The 16,140-nt window shown below is 66.7% G+C and carries 14 protein-coding genes and 2 pseudogenes; 7 read left to right on the top strand and 9 right to left on the bottom strand.

Going from position 1 to position 16,140, the window contains the following annotated elements; all coding sequences use genetic code 11:
- Window positions 1–93: 93 nt before the first annotated feature.
- On the bottom strand, window positions 94–618 hold the full coding sequence (locus tag OG609_RS45630; RefSeq protein WP_327278628.1) for a hypothetical protein: 525 nt from the start codon (window positions 616–618) through the stop codon (window positions 94–96).
- Here OG609_RS45630 and OG609_RS45625 point away from each other — a divergent pair.
- The gene (locus tag OG609_RS45625; protein ID WP_327278627.1) at window positions 617–928 is read left to right on the top strand and encodes a DUF6225 family protein; all 312 of its coding nucleotides are present in this window, start codon (window positions 617–619) and stop codon (window positions 926–928) included. The two genes, OG609_RS45630 and OG609_RS45625, sit on opposite strands and share 2 nt — an antisense overlap.
- A 360-nt stretch (window positions 929–1,288) precedes the next feature.
- Here the strand turns inward: OG609_RS45625 and OG609_RS45620 are convergent, their stop codons facing one another.
- Window positions 1,289–1,714 (bottom strand): DUF4267 domain-containing protein, encoded by a 426-nt coding sequence (locus OG609_RS45620; RefSeq protein ID WP_327278626.1) that lies wholly within the window; start codon window positions 1,712–1,714, stop codon window positions 1,289–1,291.
- Between the two features lie 231 nt (window positions 1,715–1,945).
- The gene (locus tag OG609_RS45615) at window positions 1,946–2,392 is read right to left on the bottom strand and encodes a DUF1772 domain-containing protein (RefSeq protein WP_327278625.1); all 447 of its coding nucleotides are present in this window, start codon (window positions 2,390–2,392) and stop codon (window positions 1,946–1,948) included.
- An 89-nt stretch (window positions 2,393–2,481) separates the two neighbouring features.
- On the opposite strand from OG609_RS45615, the gene OG609_RS45610 reads away from it, so the two are divergent.
- Together OG609_RS45610 and OG609_RS45605 are read left to right on the top strand one after the other, a co-directional pair.
- A complete protein-coding gene (locus OG609_RS45610; RefSeq protein WP_327278624.1) occupies window positions 2,482–3,060 on the top strand; it encodes a TetR/AcrR family transcriptional regulator in 579 nt (192 codons plus the stop codon).
- A gap of 706 nt (window positions 3,061–3,766) precedes the next feature.
- Window positions 3,767–4,774 (top strand): annotated as a pseudogene (locus OG609_RS45605) (RNA-binding protein); the annotation flags it as partial.
- Window positions 4,775–6,259: 1,485 nt separating this feature from the next.
- Here OG609_RS45605 and OG609_RS45600 read toward each other — a convergent pair.
- Together OG609_RS45600 and OG609_RS45595 are read right to left on the bottom strand one after the other, a co-directional pair.
- Window positions 6,260–7,093: a PIG-L family deacetylase gene (locus OG609_RS45600; RefSeq protein WP_327278623.1), complete on the bottom strand. Its 834-nt coding sequence runs from the start codon at window positions 7,091–7,093 to the stop codon at window positions 6,260–6,262.
- A gap of 750 nt (window positions 7,094–7,843) precedes the next feature.
- Window positions 7,844–8,683, bottom strand: coding sequence for an SDR family oxidoreductase (locus tag OG609_RS45595; RefSeq protein ID WP_327278622.1), 840 nt, complete (start codon window positions 8,681–8,683; stop codon window positions 7,844–7,846).
- Between the two features lie 92 nt (window positions 8,684–8,775).
- Here OG609_RS45595 and OG609_RS45590 point away from each other — a divergent pair, with 92 nt between their 5' ends.
- Entirely contained in the window at window positions 8,776–9,234 is a 459-nt protein-coding gene (locus OG609_RS45590) for a winged helix-turn-helix transcriptional regulator (RefSeq protein ID WP_327278621.1), read from the top strand.
- Window positions 9,235–9,455: 221 nt separating this feature from the next.
- Here OG609_RS45590 and OG609_RS45585 read toward each other — a convergent pair.
- A pseudogene (locus tag OG609_RS45585) lies at window positions 9,456–9,791 on the bottom strand (DnaB-like helicase C-terminal domain-containing protein); the annotation flags it as partial.
- A gap of 923 nt (window positions 9,792–10,714) precedes the next feature.
- Complete coding sequence (locus OG609_RS45580) at window positions 10,715–10,978, bottom strand: hypothetical protein (RefSeq protein ID WP_327278620.1); 264 nt, start codon at window positions 10,976–10,978, stop codon at window positions 10,715–10,717.
- A 219-nt stretch (window positions 10,979–11,197) separates the two neighbouring features.
- Here OG609_RS45580 and OG609_RS45575 point away from each other — a divergent pair, with 219 nt between their 5' ends.
- Window positions 11,198–11,512, top strand: coding sequence for a hypothetical protein (locus OG609_RS45575; RefSeq protein ID WP_327278619.1), 315 nt, complete (start codon window positions 11,198–11,200; stop codon window positions 11,510–11,512).
- The gene (locus tag OG609_RS45570) at window positions 11,509–12,042 is read left to right on the top strand and encodes a hypothetical protein (protein ID WP_327278618.1); all 534 of its coding nucleotides are present in this window, start codon (window positions 11,509–11,511) and stop codon (window positions 12,040–12,042) included. The genes OG609_RS45575 and OG609_RS45570 overlap by 4 nt, the downstream gene beginning before the upstream one ends.
- 154 nt (window positions 12,043–12,196) lie before the next feature.
- On the opposite strand, the gene OG609_RS45565 is transcribed toward OG609_RS45570, so the two are convergent.
- Together OG609_RS45565 and OG609_RS45560 are read right to left on the bottom strand one after the other, a co-directional pair.
- Window positions 12,197–13,345, bottom strand: coding sequence for a ParB/RepB/Spo0J family partition protein (locus OG609_RS45565; protein ID WP_327278617.1), 1,149 nt, complete (start codon window positions 13,343–13,345; stop codon window positions 12,197–12,199).
- Window positions 13,342–14,589 carry a ParA family protein gene (locus OG609_RS45560; protein WP_327278616.1) on the bottom strand — a complete coding sequence of 416 codons (1,248 nt, stop codon included), beginning with the start codon at window positions 14,587–14,589 and terminating at the stop codon, window positions 13,342–13,344. The genes OG609_RS45565 and OG609_RS45560 overlap by 4 nt, the downstream gene beginning before the upstream one ends.
- 606 nt (window positions 14,590–15,195) lie before the next feature.
- Between OG609_RS45560 and OG609_RS45555 the strand changes: the two genes are divergently transcribed.
- Complete coding sequence (locus tag OG609_RS45555) at window positions 15,196–15,696, top strand: hypothetical protein (protein ID WP_327278615.1); 501 nt, start codon at window positions 15,196–15,198, stop codon at window positions 15,694–15,696.
- Window positions 15,697–16,140 lie beyond the last annotated feature (444 nt).

The raw sequence follows: 16,140 nt of genomic DNA, 5'->3' as shown, positions 1-16,140 counted from the left end.
GCCCGGCACTGACAAATGCGGCGGCATTCGGCGGAACACGACCTAGTCCGGCTTATGCCGTCCCCGCTGATCTGGTCAGGTAGCGGCCTTCCCTCATCTGACGTCCCAGCGTTCCCGGGCAGTGATCCACTCCCTGCGGGCGTAGGCGCGGACCGCGTCCCGTTCGCTGTCGGTGCAACCGTCCTCCAGCGGCGCCGGGATGGCATCGCTGGTGCTGGTCCTGTGCTGCTGGTCGTGGCGTACGAGCCGGTCAGCCACATCCGAGGCGTCCGTACGCAACTCCACGCCAGATGGCACCGGATGGCCGGTCTCCTGGTACGGGCGGGGCAGGTAGCTGCCGTGCCCGTGGCACAGGGCGAGCGCGTCCAGGACGGCCGCCGCCTCCAGCAGGTCATCCCGGCACTCCAGTACCAGGCTGCGCACCTGGGAGTCGACGAGATCCGGGCGGCCGGCGGTATGCGCGGCTGTGATGCCCTGGCGGTCCATGACCTGCGTGTACAGCAGGGCCGGGATGAGCTGGCCGATACGGGCCAGGTGCTTGCCGTACGCGGCCTGGGCCGCCCTGCTGGTCGTCCAGCCGGGCCACGGCTCAGCGGGGGACACTCGGGGTGCGCTCATGCAACCGGACGCTACCCAGAGACCTATTGCAGTGGGGCTGGAACGGATCAACCCAGCCACCGGCAGCGGGGTGCCTACGACGACACCATTGCCGCGCTCAACGCCGCCGATCCGCACGGCCGGTGAGGGACAAAACCTGCCCGATGACGCGCCCATCCACATCGGCGTGGCAGGCGATCCCGGCGACTTCGGCGGATACCGAGACTTCGTCATCGTGGAGGCGCATCAGGTGGAGAACTGGCGGCCGGCCACCTCCACAGCGCCTGAACGTACCGAGACAGCGGACGCACTGACGCTGTTCGCCGACTGAGAGCCGGGCGCCTACGACCGTCTGGACTGAACCGGCACCCACCGCAGCACCTCACCCGAGGAGACGGGTGGAGTTGGGCCGAGACGCCCTGCCTGCGGCGCTGCTCGATCGGGGCCGACGCATCGTCCGCGACGACGTCGGGTTCGGGGAACGCGCGGCGGGACAGCGTGCGGGAGTCACGGCTGGATTCACCACCTCCGACCTGGACGATCTGCTGGCCAGGCTCGACCGGCACACCGCCGATCACCAAGAAGAACCCTCCGTCGCCCCGGCAGCATGCCGCCCACTGGAAGAAAATCATGCGCCTCGCCTTTCCCGGCAGGCGCTGACAGGCGAATACCGACACGCGCCAAGGTGGCGTTAGACGGGCTGCGGGACGGGCGCCGTCGGAGCGGCCGCGATCTTGCGGGTCTCGCGCATTATCAGCAGGCCGTTGACCACCATCAGTGTCGCGGTCAGGCCGTGGACGCCGAGCGCGGTGGCCACGGAGCCGTGGTGGGCCAGCACGGTGGCCATGTCGCCGTACGCGGCGAGGGCCTCCACCAGCAGCGCCCAGCCCAGCGCCCGGCGGTGGCCCGTCACCAGCAGGATGCCCAGGACCAGGGCCAAGACGACGTCGCGGATTCCCTTGATGATCAGGAAGCCGTCGCCGTCGCCGGACGGCCAGCTCGGCAGGCCGAAGCCCGACGCTGTCGTCCCCGGGCTCAGGATGAACTCCGCCCCGAACCAGAGGATGAAGAGGATGAAGGCGGCGGCCAGGACGGTGTTGATCTTCTTCAGCGACATTGCTCTTCTCCTTGCGAGTCTTCGTCAGCTTGGTGAGCTTCGTGGAGCTTGCCGAGTCGTGTGAAGCCTGATCAGGCCGCGCGGACGCGGCTGATCGAGGGGCGTAGTTTGTCGGGATCGCCTTGTGGGATCTGAGCGGCAGCTGCATTCCCGGATGTCGGGATTTCGGTGGCCAGCTGCCGCCCGGGGAGTGGGGATTGTGCGCCACCGGCGCGGTGTCGGCCCGCGGGCTCAGGTGAGGGCGGCGACGAGCAGGGCGAAGGCGGCGATGATGACGGCGACACGGACGTAGTGGTAGCGGTCCCAGCGGTTCATCTGCTCCTTCCAGTCGGCGGGCCGGTTCTCGGGGGTCCACGTCTTGTTCCGGTTGTTGATCGGGACGAGCAGCAGGAGCGACATGATCACGCTGAGGGCCAGCAGCGCGCCGGCGGTGACGACGAGGCCGGTGCCGTGGTGGTGCCATCCTGCGATGGCCCAGACCGCGACGAGGACGAGTGAGCCGATGTACCAGACCGGCATCACGGCGCCGAGCATCCGGCCCCCGTGGGCGTGGCCGAGTTGGCCACTGTCCTCGGGGAGTGCGTTGAGGATCGGGTTGATGACGAAGGCGACGGAGAACTCCACGCCCACCATCACGCCGACGATCACGGTGGTGACGACCTCGAGTGCGTTAAGCATGATGCCCCCCTGACATCTAGTGTTGCTAGGTGATGAGGCAACGCTAGCGCTACTCCCGCTTGATTGTCTAGCGATGCTAGGATCGAATCATGTCGGTACAGGAACGCAAGCAGCGCGAACGGGCAGAGCGCGAACGCCTCATCGTGGCAACGGCCCGCGAACTCGCCGAGCAGCAGGGCTGGGACGCGGTCACCACCCGCCGGCTCGCCGAGCGCATCGAATACAGCCAGCCCGTCCTCTACAGCCACTTCCGCGGCAAGCGCGAGATCATCGGCGCCGTCGCCCTCGAAGGCGCCGCGGAGATGGCCGCGGCGGTGCGTGCCGCGACCTCCGCCGCGGACGGCCCGCGCGAGCGGGTCGCCGCCCTGGCCCACGCCTACCTCGACTTCGCCGCACGCAACCCGGCGGTCTACGACGCCTTGTTCCAGCTCGACGGCGGCCTGGCGTACGCGCAGGAGGACACCCCGGAACCTCTCAAGGACGCCTTCGCCGCGCTGCTGGAGAGCCTGGGCGAGGTCGCCGGGGACGGCGTCCACCCGGGGCTGTTCACCGAGGTGTTCTGGGCGTCCCTGCACGGCCTTGCGACCCTGACCCGGGCGGGACGGCTGCTGCCGGAGGACGCCGCGCAGAGGGTGAAGCTGCTGGTGGACCGGCTCGCCGTGGTCTGACACACCGTCCCGGCGGGCACGCAGCCGGAGCCCTCGGACCCCGCCGCTGTGCCTGCCTGCGGCAACGCTTCCCGTCACTCGCGTCCACACGGCGCAGCCGCAGATCGCCGGGCCTTGTATCCCAGGCGGGCACCCGCTCCGGAAGCCGCGACGCTCATTGACCGCGACCCGACACTCGCCCTAACGCCGCGTCATTCGCCGGTGCCCTTGTCGTCCTTGTCGAGCTTGTCGAGGTGGACGGTCGCCGGGTCACGCAGTGTGCGCAGGCCCTCGCGTGGCGGGCGGGCGGCGAAGCTGTAGCGGCCCAGGCAGTTGAGGTTGGTGTAGGTTCCCGCTGCTCGTGTCCTACGGAGACGCCGTGACCTGCGACTTCTCGCGGTGCCTCACGCCGTGTCCGGTCGATCAGTCTCACCGCCGTGTCCAAATCCTCGGGATCGGTCGCCGGGCGCAGGCCTCTGACCTGCGCAGTCTCGATGGTGGCCGCCGAGTGGCCACGGTTCGTGAGATTTGGCCACGCGATTTGGGAACCTACAGTTGGTGTGCTTCAGCGGGGAGACCCGGGCCACGTCCTCGTCCAGGACTGCAGGATCTCGCGGCTCGTGTCATAGAGCATTGCGCTGACCAGCAGGTTCCTGATCTGTCTCAGGACGTTGCCCTACGCCTCTGTCTGCCCTCCCATGGCATTTCCTCGCGGGGCGACACGAGCGTGCCGGATGATGGGGGGGTGCAGCTCCCCTACGTCTACCGCGTCACCAAGTACGACCCCGCCGACCGTGACGAACACGGGTATTACACCGGCAGTGAGGACACCGTCAGCGATCACGGCGAGGTCGAGGCGTCTTATCTTCAGGCGGTCGCGGCCTTCGCCGGGGACACCGGCGTCGATCACCTGGCCGTACGTGAACCACAGATTCCGTCCTTCGCGCACTTCGGTGTGGAGCCTCCGGTGGACGGCTTTGGGTTGGACGGGCTCTTCCCTGCCGGCCCTACCGGTTTTCACGATGGGGCAGAAGTACCGCTCGAAATCGGGCTGCATCTGGTGCGCGCCATGTTGCGCGACAACGGCGCCTGGTGCCGGCTGGAGGCGGAAGGCGCGTTCGCGGTCCATGTGGGATGGGACCAGTACCTCTACATCAGCAGCAGCCGGCCTTGCGAGGAAGCGTTGGCCCACACCCGGGAGCTCGGCCTGTTCCCAGAACGCCTGGACGCCTCCCCGTACGCCTTCGAGGCCGAGGAGGAAGAGCAGGTCATCCAGCGGCCCGGCGATGACGACTTCTGGGCCGACCTGCACAGGGCAGTCGCCACCGGCCGTGCAGGAATCCTGGAAGAGACATATCTCGAAGGTGCCTCACGATGGCACCACCTCACCAGCGACACCATCGACCCCGTCCGCGTTGGACTGGCTCCCCGGGCCCGTCTCGCCGTCTGGCCGTCCCTGTCCACCGACATCGACGCCGTCCTGAGAGCCCTGCCCGCTGATGGCCTCGTCGAAGGCGTGTGGCAGGACGACGACGGCAACATCCGCAGCGCCATCGCCGACGAGGACGAGTTCCCCGAACTGACCGCCCGGATATCCCGTGCCCATGCCGCCGCGCTCCTGTCTGTATATGCGGGTGAATCTGTGCCTCTGTGCACTGCTGTCATGCCCGACAACGACGGAGTGCTACGGGCTCGTTGGCGAACCGAGCCGACGCCGAGCGACCGCGACTGGGCACTTCGTCAGCCCCAAGGGTGAGCGCTTCGACCGGCGAGTCTCACGAAGACGGCATAAGTGCCACCGATGTGCCATCGGAGCTGAGATTGTGCCGCGAAATCTGAGACCCTACAGCGGATGTAGGATCTTGTGGCTCGTGTCCCAGGGCATCGTGCTGACCAGTGAGTTCTCCGGCTGTCTCACGTCGTGGCCGACCACTCTTGTCTCAGGACGGGTGGCATTTCCTCAGCGAGAGCTGCGGGTAGAGCTCGTGCCTGGGCCCACTCAGTTGCCGAACCAGACAACGAGTCGCACATTGTCATCGCCGTGCTGCGATGCGAGCGCCTCCATGACCGTCCAGACCGGTTTCCACTCGCCGGTCTCCGGGACGGCATCTCGACGGCGGAGTTTCTCGGACCTGCAGAGAGTGTCGCCGATGAGCCATTCGCTCCCCTCGGGCCACTCTTGAGCCTCGTCCGGCACTTGTGGAGGAAGGCCGACGGCTTGTGCGAAGCGAGAACTCCAGGCGGACTTCCCCGTCAACCTGAGCCCATCCGGAGTCTGCCGGTATTGGTGGAGTCGGCTGTCGGCCTTCTCAGCTGGCTCGCCCCAATCGACTTCCTTGATCTCGGCCCAGGTGATCCAGGTGGTGCCGTATGCCTGGTCCGGCCACTGGGCAAGTTGATCGAGTTCGGCACGAACAGTCTCCGACGCATCGACTGGGAGTCCTCGGTCTGCGGCCAGCGGTCGGAAGTTCGCGTAGTTGCGGACTCCGAAGAGGCAGCCAAACGCGTCGTAGTTCCGGGTGATGTTGAGGAAGAAGAGGTCGATGGCGGCTCGCCAAACCGAGTCCTCGTCCTCCTCGTGGAGGTGCCATGCTCAGCACTCGACAAAACCGCTGATGTCCGTTCCCATGACAGAGATTCTGCAACCGCCGTCAATCGATTTTGGGGTGGTGACCTGTCGATGCCAGCCGGAGAACCCGAATAGCAGTGGCGACCTGCTTGTCTCACGGCCGCTTCATAAGTGCAGCCGATATGAAGCGGAGCGTGAGACTGTGCAGCGAAATCTGAGACCCTACAGCGGTGTAGGGTCTCGCGGCTGGTGTCGGAGACCGCCCTCGTGACCTGCTGCTTCTTCCGCTGTCTCACGGCGTGTCGGACATCGGAGCCTCAGCTTCGTGTCGCTTCCTCGGCGGTCTGTCTTGATTGGAGCAGACCGCCGGGCTTGTGATCTGGGCTGTCGCGCACCTTCCGAGTCAGCAGCCCGCAGGTCTCCCACCTGTGCGGTTGCTAGGTGGTTTGGAGACGAGCGCGGTGTCGGGTCAGTAGTGCGGGCACGCGTCGACGCCGTCGGCGAGTGCCTGGACGCGGGCTGCCGGAGCGGAACTCGCGTGGACAAGCCTCCGGGTGTGTGACCCGCTCGATCGCGCCGTGCGGCCTATGAGCTTTTCCCGGGGCCCGGGGCCCGGGGCCCGGGCGGACGGGCCCCGGGCGGACGGGCGGATCAGCGCAGTCCGGCGAAGAGATCGTTCTCGGGTATGGCCGCGCCGGTGGCGTCCTTGACACGTACGAAGGTCTCCATGCCCATCAACTCGCCGAACCTCTCCTTGCCCATCTTGAGGAAGAAGATGTTCTCGCCCTGACTGGCGTGCGCGGCCAACGCGTCGAACTTCTGACCGCTGAATGCGATGGTGTCCACCCACGTGGTGATCTCATCGTCGGGGAGGCCGATCTCGGCCATCGCGGCGGCCTCGGCAGGATCCGGCTCCGGCATGTCCTCATGAAACTCGCGCACGGTCTCCCCGAACCGCTGCATCATCGAGCGGGGCATCGTCGTCCAGTACACCTTCGGTGTCAGCGCGGTCATCTCCAGCGCCGCCATCGTGATGCGGTGGGCCTGGATGTGGTCGGGGTGGCCGTAGAAGCCGTTCTCGTCGTAGGTGACGACGACATCGGGCCGGTAGTGCCGCATGAGTTCCGCAAGTCGGTCGGCGCCTTCCTCTACGGGGGTCTGCCAGAAGGATCCGGGGGCGTCGTTGCTCGGCCAGCCCGTCATCCCGGAGTCGGCATAGTCCAGCATCTCCAGATCGCTGACCTTCAGGACGTCACAGCTCGCCTCAAGTTCTTGACGGCGCATCAAGGCGACCGCCGCCGGATCGTGCCCGGGATCGCCCGGCTTGACACCCCCCGGTCCGTCACCGCAACCGCCGTCGGTACACGTCACGAGAACCGTGCGGATACCTTCCGCCGCGTACCGCGCGAGGACCCCTCCGGTTCCGGTGGCCTCGTCGTCGGGGTGGGCGTGTACTGCCATGAGCGTCAAGGGCCGGTCAGTCATGAAGCAGTCCTCCTGCAGAAATAGGTCTTGGTCCGAGTGTGCGGCGGGCGTACCGCGATCTTGGGGCCCGGATCCTGGTGGGGCGGACGACCTTGTGGTCTCCGTGGTCCCCGCCCGTGCGGCGCCGGTCCCTCGGTCGATGCAACCGTGCCGGCCGGACTGGCTGTTCCCGGCGCGGCCGTTGGCCTTCCAAGCGTCGGCGTTCAACGCGAACGAGGTACAGGCGCGACCTGCATGTCTCAGCGCCACGTCGGATCCGACTTCCATCCGGCACCAGCCGTGAGATTCCGACACGAAATTTGAGACCCTACAAGGTGTGTAGGTTCTCGCGGTTCGGGTCCTGTTCAGAGGCTGTGAGCTGCGGCTGGCCCCGGTGTCTCACGCCGTGTCCAAGCCGGTCAGTCTCACCGTTGCGTCCGAATCCCCGGACCGGCCACGAGTAGCAGGCGGCTGGCCCGCAGGAGGCCATCCACAGGACATCGCCCCTCTCCCTGGAATCTGGCGTCCGCGCCTGGGCAAAGCCAGTGGAACGAGAACTCGACCCCTTTCACCCGGACCGAAACAGCCGAAGAGATCCTCGACTCCCTCGCTCGCTCCTGCCAACGGATCTCCGGCGCAGGAGACCAGTAGGCCCCTGTCAGGTCGCTCCAGCTCTTGAGTTTTGGATGGTGGTGGGCGGTGACGCTATGGGGCAGCCCCGTGCGGCCGTAGTCGCACGGGGCTGCCCGGGCGCTTCAGCTGAGTTGTGCCTCAGCGAAAAGCGGCGATGTTACGCGCGACCCAGTCGTTGAAACGGCGCGGAGCGTGACCGAGGACTCGTTCCACGTCCGAGCTGGTCCGCAGTTCGGCGGGGTTCGGGGCGGAGATGATGTCCAAGGTGTCGTCGGCGAGCTCCGGCGGCACGAACCGGGTCATCGCGGCCTTGGCCTCCTCACGGGTGAGTTCGTGGAACCGCACCGGCGAGCCGAGCGCGGCGGCGATGGCCTTTGCTTGCTGACGGGGCGTGATCACCTCGGGCCCGGTTAGCTCGAAGGTTCCGCCGGTGTGCCGGTCGTCCAGCAGGCAGGCCGCCGCGACCTCGGCGATGTCCGCCGGGTCGACGATCGGAACCCCGACATCGCCGAAGGGTGCGGCGACCGTCCCTTGCGTGCGGACGGACTCCGCCCACGCGAAGGCGTTGGAGGCGAAGCCGCCCGGTCGTAGGACGGCCCAGTCCAGGCCGGACTCTCTCAACGCCTCCTCCACCGCGCGCATCGCGATCCGCGACGGGCCGAGCGGCCTGGTCGCCACGCCCTGCGAAGACAGCAGGACGACTCGGCGGACCCTGCTGGCAGCGGCCAGGTCGATAATGTCGGTCGGCCTGGCTTCGGGGGTGTGCAGGTCGCCGGACAGCAGGAGGAACAGCGCCTTCGCCCCGTCCAAAGCGGGGGTGAGGCCCTGCGGCTCGGCCAAGTCAGCCGGCACGTGCCGGACCCCGTCCGGCAGTGCCGCCGCGTGCCGTGACACCGCCGTCACCTGCTCGCCCGCGTTGGCCAGGGCCTGCGTCAAAGGCCGGCCCACATTCCCGGTAGCTCCGGTCACCACGATCATGTTCAGCTCCTGGTCCGTTGTGCACTGCGGCAATTGACGCTAGGAGGCAGGCTTACTTTTCGTAAGAACATACCCAGAGGTAAGCTCCGGATGTGAGGGAAGGTGCGCAGCTGACGCAGGCCGAGGCGGGCAATCGGTATGAGGTGTTTCACACTGACTGCCCTGCGCGCGACGTGGTCGACCACGTGACGAGCAGGTGGGGTATCTGGGTGCTGATCTCCTTGCGGAGCACCGACCTTCGGTTTTACGAGCTGCGCGACAGCATCCAGGGCATCAGCGAGAAGATGCTCGCTCAGACACTGCGCGCACTGGTCCAGGACGACCTGGTCTGGCGGAAGGTCGAGCCGACGACGCCACCCCAAGTCACCTACGGGCTGACTGGGTTCGGCCAGGACGTCGGTGCGCCACTGACGGACTTGTTCGACCGGATCACACAGCGGCTCGCAGCCGGCGGGGCGTCCGCCACAGAGCGGCTGAGCGCAACAGGTCAAGCGAAGCAGCTGACCACCCCAGGCCCTCAACAGCTTCGTCATCTCGACGACGAACCCTGACCGTGACAGCACGAGAGGTTCATGCGTACCCCCAGCACGGGCCAGTGGCAGAAAGGCTGCGCCACCAAGACACTGTCCATGGAGGACCTGTCCCACGTGTGGCTCACTCCAACGAGTGAACAGGCTGCCCAGCCAGTCTCAGTTCCGTGGCCGATTGGCCACGCAATGGCCACCGGCCGTGAGATTCGGCCAGCCGATCTGAGATCCCACAAGGTGTGGGGTCAGTCGCGTGCCATGTCGACGAAGCGCCCGTACATCCCCTGATGGGCCACGGTGAGCGTCGCGGTTGGGCCGTAGCGGTGTTTGGCGACGATGAGGTCGGCTTCGCCGGCACGGGGCGAGCCTTTCTCGTAGGCGTCCTCGCGGTGCAGGAGGATGACGAGATCGGCGTTGTCCTCCAGGGCGCCGGAGTCGCGCAGGTCGCTGATCAGGGGCAGCTTGTCGACGCGCTGTTCGGGGCCGCGGTTGAGGGTCGAGACGGCGACGACGGGGACCTCGAGTTCCTTGGCCAGATGCTTGAGGCCACGGGCGATCTCGGAGACCTCTTCGTAGCGGGATCCGAGGGGACGGGTGAGATCGCTGTGACCGAGACCCTCACCCCGCCCGTCACCGGACTGCTGCCCGACTCCCCGCTGGCCGTCCTGTTCGACATCGTCGCTACCACCGCCCGCATCTCCCAGGATGAGGAGCGCGACGGTGCGGAGACCGCGGCCGCCGACCACGTCTACCGCGCGTGCTCCGACGAGGGCTGGCTCGGCGAAGTTGAGGGTCTCTCCATCAGCCTCGCTGCTGCTGAGGAGAAAATCGCCCAGCTCGATACGAGGCAGGAACGCAGAGACTCCGCAGTCTTTCTGGGAATCCCCACGCTCGACCAAATCGCCGCTCGCACAGGCGACGTGAAGACAGTCTGATCAACGAAGGGGCCGACGACCACGCCGCGGTCGTCGGCCCCAACTCGCAGCTCAAAGGAGCCTCAGGGTCTCGACTGCTCAGCAGCGGGTCTGGCGCCACTCTCAAGTTCAAGTTCTACGCCGGTTGGGCCTACTTGAATCCGTCTGACTCGGCTCAGACTTTCGATCAACTTTCGAAAGACGGACTTTCGGGTGCACACCGGGCACGTAACAGATGCTGTGAAGTCGAACCGTTGGCCATCAGTGGTGATGCACGAAAGTGCAACCCGGAAATCAACGGCCTCGTGGCTCTGCGAGCAAGGCAGCCCCCGAAGTTCCAAAGGGACCCGATGAGTGATCATCCGAACCATCGCCCCGCATCTGGGACATCTGCTCACGCCCTCGCCCCTGGCCGTCCAGCTACCACCTGCGTTGGCTTGGACTTCTCGCACATCGACGTAGAAGTCATCCCACACGGTCTCTCCGCCACGACTGCAACTGTCGCACGGGTGCTCGCAGTAGAACTCGATGGTGCCAGTGGACATGAGCCGCCCTCCACGTTGCCGAGTGGCAGAAGTTTAGAGGGGCAGTCAACGGACTGCTGGAAACGGCCTTGTTCTGTAGTTCAGAGAAGGCGCTTTCCACCTCGACTCCGCCTGGCACCACGGCTGGGAGACGGTCGCCGCGCTCATCGCCACCACCAAGGTCACCGCCCGGTGACCGTCCGCGCCCGCACCCGCCCGGACCGCGTCCGCGCCTCCGCCGGGATCGCCAAGCTCGCCCTCCAGCAGATCGAGGACGACCTCACCGGCGAGATCGGTGCCCAGGAGCTCGCGGAGATCCTGCGCGAGCAAGCTGCCGCTGACCTGCTCCCCGCACCCGCGGGGATGGCCCCAAGCTGCGGGGGCGCAGTATTACGGCGTAATACTCGACGGCGGGCCAGGGGCGCGATTGGGGTCGGGTGTTGGCGGGGTCCGGTTATTACGGCGTAATACCGAACGAGGCGACGTCGGCTGTACCCGCAATACGTCGGCCGCATCGAGCCCGTCCACTACGACCCCGAACGAGCGTCGTTGAACCCCGCCCCTACTGCCCCGCCTACGCCGCTCAGCTCCGGCTCCTCGGCGGCCAGCTCGCCAAGCTGCACCCACCACTACCCATCGAACGCAGGTCCGGCTGCCCCTAGTCCGACCCGGCACGCCTCCCAGGACGCCGACCGGCTCGACTCCGCGCTGGAGGGGCGGGCGACCACCGTCGTTCCCGGGTTCACGGTCACCGCGCGGCCGGCGCCGTTCGACGTCAGCGACCACCAACTGTTCACCGATCCGTACGAGGCCGACGCCGTCGCGCTCCTGGCCGCCGCAGTTGAAGGGGTGACCGCCGCATGACCACGACCCTGTACGAGATCGAGACCAGCGAAGCCGACGACGGCAGCCGGCACCCCGTCGAATGCCTCTGGATCCCCAGCAGCGAGGACGCGCTCGACAACGGGTTCATCGGCCGCCGCGGCCTGTACGCCACCGGCATCGACGATGTCGACAAGGACCATCTCTACCCGGTCGGGTTCATCACGCTCGGACACCAGAAGTGGGCCGACATCATCGACGCTGCTGCGGCGTACATGGCCCGCGTCCACGGCTGGCGGAACCTGCACCTCTACCCGGGTGACGACCCCTCGGTGCTCATCCCCCGCATTCCTCGCGCCGTCCTGATCCGGGGCGTGTTCTTACGTCATCCCCACCCCGACCACGGCTGCGGCTGCGGCTGCGAGTGGGACGGCACCTGGCGCATGGTCTGGGCACCGGCCATCGAACCTGGTGCCGTCCCGATCACCGCCATGCGTCACCCGGCCGCCCCGGCGGCGGACACCATCCCCAGCCCCGACCACGGGACGGTGCCCGCAACCTGGGCGCCCTGACCCAATAACCTCCACCGCCGCTCTGTCCCCGGCACGTGCCGGAGACAGAGCTTTTTTGTTTTCGTGCCTGGGCGGCGCCATGTGATTACGGAGCACGGAACGGCCCTGCCCGAGGACACCCCCCGGTGCAGGGCCGTTTCTCGTTGCGCGGAGATCAGGCCGCTGGGCCGTCCCGGACCTTGCCGCGTTGGTCGACCTCCGAGCTGTTGTACGTGATCAATAGAGTCGTCAGCTTCTTCCGAGCGTCCGGAGTCATCTGTGCGATGACCAACTCCGCGAGGTCGGCCGGATCCAGCGTCGGCAGGATTACCTCAGGCTGGTCGCTATCCGAGCGAGTCCACCGTGGATCGGGGATCGAAGTCTCCCAGGGCTTTACCGCGGTAAAGCCCTGGGCGCCAGCCGCCGCATCCTCACGCACCGACTCGTCAGTCTCACGCTCGGCAGGAGTAGCGAAGCTGCTGTTGGCTGAGACGGTGCGCTTTACCGCGGTAAAGCCTTTTTCCGCATCCGAGGGGGGCTGCGCGGCATCGAGCCCAGCAGGCCGCTTCTTCCGCGGCGCCTTCGGCTGGGCCTTGTCCTCCTCTCGCTCAGCGGACCGGGCTTGCCACGCTGCCACCTGCTGATCGGTCGGCAGCTTCACCAGTGTTCGTGTCTCACGTACAGGCAGCTCTCCGGAACTGACGAGTTCCTGCAGCGTTGGCGCCAGGTCGAGCAGATACATCTGCTGCGTCACCCACCCGCCTGACTTGCCGTAGTGCTCTGCGACCTTGGCTTTGCCGCCGAGCTCTTCGACCATCGTCCTGATACCGAGGGCACGCTCGACCGGATCGAGATCCTCCCGGTCGTTGTTCTCCGCGAGGACGGCATCCAGGAAGTCAGCCCGTGACTTGGCCACCTCGTCATCGACGACAACCTCCACCGTCGGCAGACCAGCTGCCTTGGACGCGCGGTAGCGCCGCTCGCCGTTGGCGATGACGTAGACGGCGCTGCCGACGCTGTCAGCCTCTCCCGGCCACAGGGCAAGGTACGCCTGCCTGGTGACAGCCACGGCTGGCTGCAGCTGCTTCTTCTTCAGCTTCAGCCCGAACTCACGCAGGTCCTCTTCGGTACCGAAGTTGCGACGGGGGTTGAAACGAGTCGGGACCAACTGGCCGAGTGGCAGCGTCCGCAGACGGCTGTCGGGGGCGCCTGTGGTGGGAGCACCGGTTGTCGCGGCGACGGCCTGACGGCGCGCGCTGACGCCACCGCGGGCCCTGCTGAAGGAAGCGCCTGTTCCCAACTGATCGGCTACACGGTTGCTCATGACACCGCCCTGGCGAGAGCGCGCATGGTGACGGACTGCTCCCCACGCGGAGCGAACGAGAGCAATGGCTGTTTCAACCTGACGGCCTTTCGTTGGTCGGTCAGATCCCCGATGACGGCGACGACCTTCGGATCCTTTATGCCGATCCAGGCCTCCAGCGACGATGTGGCGATGAAGCCCCGACGTGGGTCGTAGAGATTGACGACGATGCCGAGATAGTCGATCTCGATGCCCATGTCGGAGCGGAGATCTTCGATCTGGGTGATGAGGAGGTCGTAGGCGTCGGCGCTGCTGTCCTCGGCCTGGACCACGATGAGAGCGCCGGAGCTGCCAGGATCCTCATCCTCGCGGCGGCGTCCGTAGTAGATCGCCGCATCCATGCTGAGGCCAAGGCTGGGCGGGCAGTCCACGATGATCTCGTCGTAGAAGGGCTCGATCGGGGCCAACGCGCGCTCGAGGGCGGCTTCCCGGAAGCGGACTTTCGAGAGGGCAACATCCAGCAGAAAGCCGTCCTGGCAGCCTGGGAGCAAGTCGAGTCGGCCACCGTATCGGTCGTCTTCGATCGGCACGATGAGGTCGCGGATGTCACCCTTCGCCTCGCCTGACATGTGCTTGCTGAGACTGTCGATGTCCGAGGACATCGGGATTTCTTGTTGGCCCAGCTGCTTGGTGAGGTGGCGCTGCGGGTCGAAGTCCACCAACAGCGTGCGATGGCCGAGGCCGGGAAGGTCTTCGACCTCTAGGGGATCCTCAGTCGAGGTCTCGCTCAGCTGGGCGGCGAAGTGCTTGGAGATCCGTACCGGATGGAGCGAATCAGGGTCCTCGGCCAGCGCCTCTCCGAGGCCAGCTGCCACGGCGGTCTTCCCTACGCCGCCCTTCTGGTTGCAGGTGATGCGGCGCCGCGGATGCTTGGCGCGTTGTGCGGTGGGTGCCGGGTTCTTCTCCAGCCAAAGATGTACCGACTGGGCAAGTCCCTGCGTGAGGGAGAGGCGTCGGTCCGCGGCACAGGCCCGGAACGTGTCCCATTGCCCAGGCGGGAGAAACGTGGAGAACGAGTCGGCACCCGAGGTGTCCACGGGGCTGGGTGTGGCGGCGAGGGTGATCCAGTCCCCGACGCCCTGTTCGACAGCGGTTTGGATCTCGACCCCGTGCTGTGCCGCTCTGATCTTGAGGTTCTGCCGGAGCCATCCCGGCAGTTTGGAGACGACCTTCTCGCGGTCGCCAGAAGTGGCTGGAGAACTCATGCGGGTCACCTTACTAACGTTCAAGATCGAATCGTCTCACAACGCGTTAGGAAAGGTGGGTGGTGGGTGTCGGCGACGTCTTTACCGCGGTAAAGACGTCGCCGACACCCACCACCTCAACCAGGCGACGAACTCACCCGTGGAATGCCCGAACCCTCTTGACGTCTTCCGCCCGAAGCCGACCCTTAACCTGCTGTGGGCGCTCGGGGGATGAGTAGACGCGGCCGGCGATCGAGGCCGCGCACGAGCGGGCCATCGAGCGGGTAATCGCCTGAATCGAGGGCGACATCGCCGTCATCCGCTATGGGGTCGACGGCGTCCACCGCATCCGTCCCGCGCACGGCCTGGTTGCCGCGGGCCGCCGTCACTCTGAGGCCCGCTCGGGCATACCGCTGCTTCACGATCGCCTCCTGCTGTCGGTCAAAGCCCAGCGCCTGGACGGAACCTGGGGCTCAGTGCACACGCGCGCCCGCGCCCCCAGCCCGAGCGATCCGGGCCGTACACGTCCCGACCCTGCGCAACCATGGATGGCTCCCGACCCGGACCACGGGCAACTCTGGTCAGTGCGATCGGGATTGCATCGGGGGGACAGGGAAAGGTTGGGGCATGGACCTCAACGAACTCCAGCGCCGGGCCCTGCGCATCCATGACCTCTACGACGAGCTGAACCTGAGAGAACGCGGCCGGACGTGGACACGTGAGGAGTTCATGCTCGGCTTCGTCGGGGACGTCGGCGATCTGGCGAAGATCGTCATGGCGCAGGAAGGAGCCCGTGACATGCCGGGCGGCCGTGCCGCTCTGGAGCACGAACTCGCGGACTGCCTGTGGTCCGTGCTGATCCTCGCGCACCGGTACGACGTCGATCTGAACGCTGCATTCCTGCGCACGATGGACGGACTCAACCAGTCGATCACCGCGCAGGGCAGACGCGATGCCAGCCAACGTGAGCGCGGCCAGGATGACACTGGACCGGATCGACTGGATCCTGGTCAGCCACAGGCCGCCGAGGTCGGCCTTGACGCGGCTGATGAGCCGTCGGACTCGGCGGATCTCGTCGTCGGAGGGCATGGCCTCACTGCGAGCCCAATCGTCGGCCTCGAACGCTGACATCAGCCGTTCGCGGCTTCGACGCCAACCAAAACGGCGCGCCGGCCCGACCATCCTCCTGGGTGGCCGGGCCTTTCCGCTGTCCGCCGAGATCAACGCCCTGCGTCGATGGTCTTTGGTCGTCTCTCTGGGGGAGCGGTACGTGGGTGTGCACCAGTTGACGGTGGAGTCGTCTGCGTCGGTTGTTGGGGTGTGTGAGGTATGAGGCTGGCTGTCGCCGCAAGCCGCTTCCCGCAGACCAAGAGACGCGCGCCCGCCTGCTGGGCATGGTGAGAGTCCCGGTTGGCCCTCGCGAAGTATCGGACTGGATTTTGGCGGTAGAGCGGTGATCTTGATTTACCGGACCGGCTGATTTACGTGGCTGGCGCATGAGATGTGCCCGGCCGAGCTCAGCTGACCGCCCCTGGCGTCGCTCTCGCCCTCGCCACGGGCTGACGTGAGAGA

It is taken from the genome of Streptomyces sp. NBC_01224, assembly GCF_036002945.1.
Taxonomy (GTDB): domain Bacteria; phylum Actinomycetota; class Actinomycetes; order Streptomycetales; family Streptomycetaceae; genus Streptomyces.
Note: the sequence above shows the minus strand (reverse complement) of the source record. Positions and strands in the feature narration are given on the sequence as shown.

Bases quoted from the DNA above. Each gene is read 5' to 3' on its own strand.
- OG609_RS45625 (WP_327278627.1), top strand. From the start codon at position 617: ATGCAACCGGACGCTACCCAGAGACCTATTGCAGTGGGGCTGGAACGG.
- OG609_RS45630 (WP_327278628.1), bottom strand. From the start codon at position 618: ATGAGCGCACCCCGAGTGTCCCCCGCTGAGCCGTGGCCCGGCTGGACG.
- OG609_RS45620 (WP_327278626.1), bottom strand. From the start codon at position 1,714: ATGTCGCTGAAGAAGATCAACACCGTCCTGGCCGCCGCCTTCATCCTC.
- OG609_RS45615 (WP_327278625.1), bottom strand. From the start codon at position 2,392: ATGCTTAACGCACTCGAGGTCGTCACCACCGTGATCGTCGGCGTGATG.
- OG609_RS45610 (WP_327278624.1), top strand. From the start codon at position 2,482: ATGTCGGTACAGGAACGCAAGCAGCGCGAACGGGCAGAGCGCGAACGC.
- OG609_RS45600 (WP_327278623.1), bottom strand. From the start codon at position 7,093: ATGACTGACCGGCCCTTGACGCTCATGGCAGTACACGCCCACCCCGAC.
- OG609_RS45595 (WP_327278622.1), bottom strand. From the start codon at position 8,683: ATGATCGTGGTGACCGGAGCTACCGGGAATGTGGGCCGGCCTTTGACG.
- OG609_RS45570 (WP_327278618.1), top strand. From the start codon at position 11,509: ATGACCACGACCCTGTACGAGATCGAGACCAGCGAAGCCGACGACGGC.
- OG609_RS45565 (WP_327278617.1), bottom strand. From the start codon at position 13,345: ATGAGCAACCGTGTAGCCGATCAGTTGGGAACAGGCGCTTCCTTCAGC.
- OG609_RS45560 (WP_327278616.1), bottom strand. From the start codon at position 14,589: ATGAGTTCTCCAGCCACTTCTGGCGACCGCGAGAAGGTCGTCTCCAAA.
- OG609_RS45555 (WP_327278615.1), top strand. From the start codon at position 15,196: ATGGACCTCAACGAACTCCAGCGCCGGGCCCTGCGCATCCATGACCTC.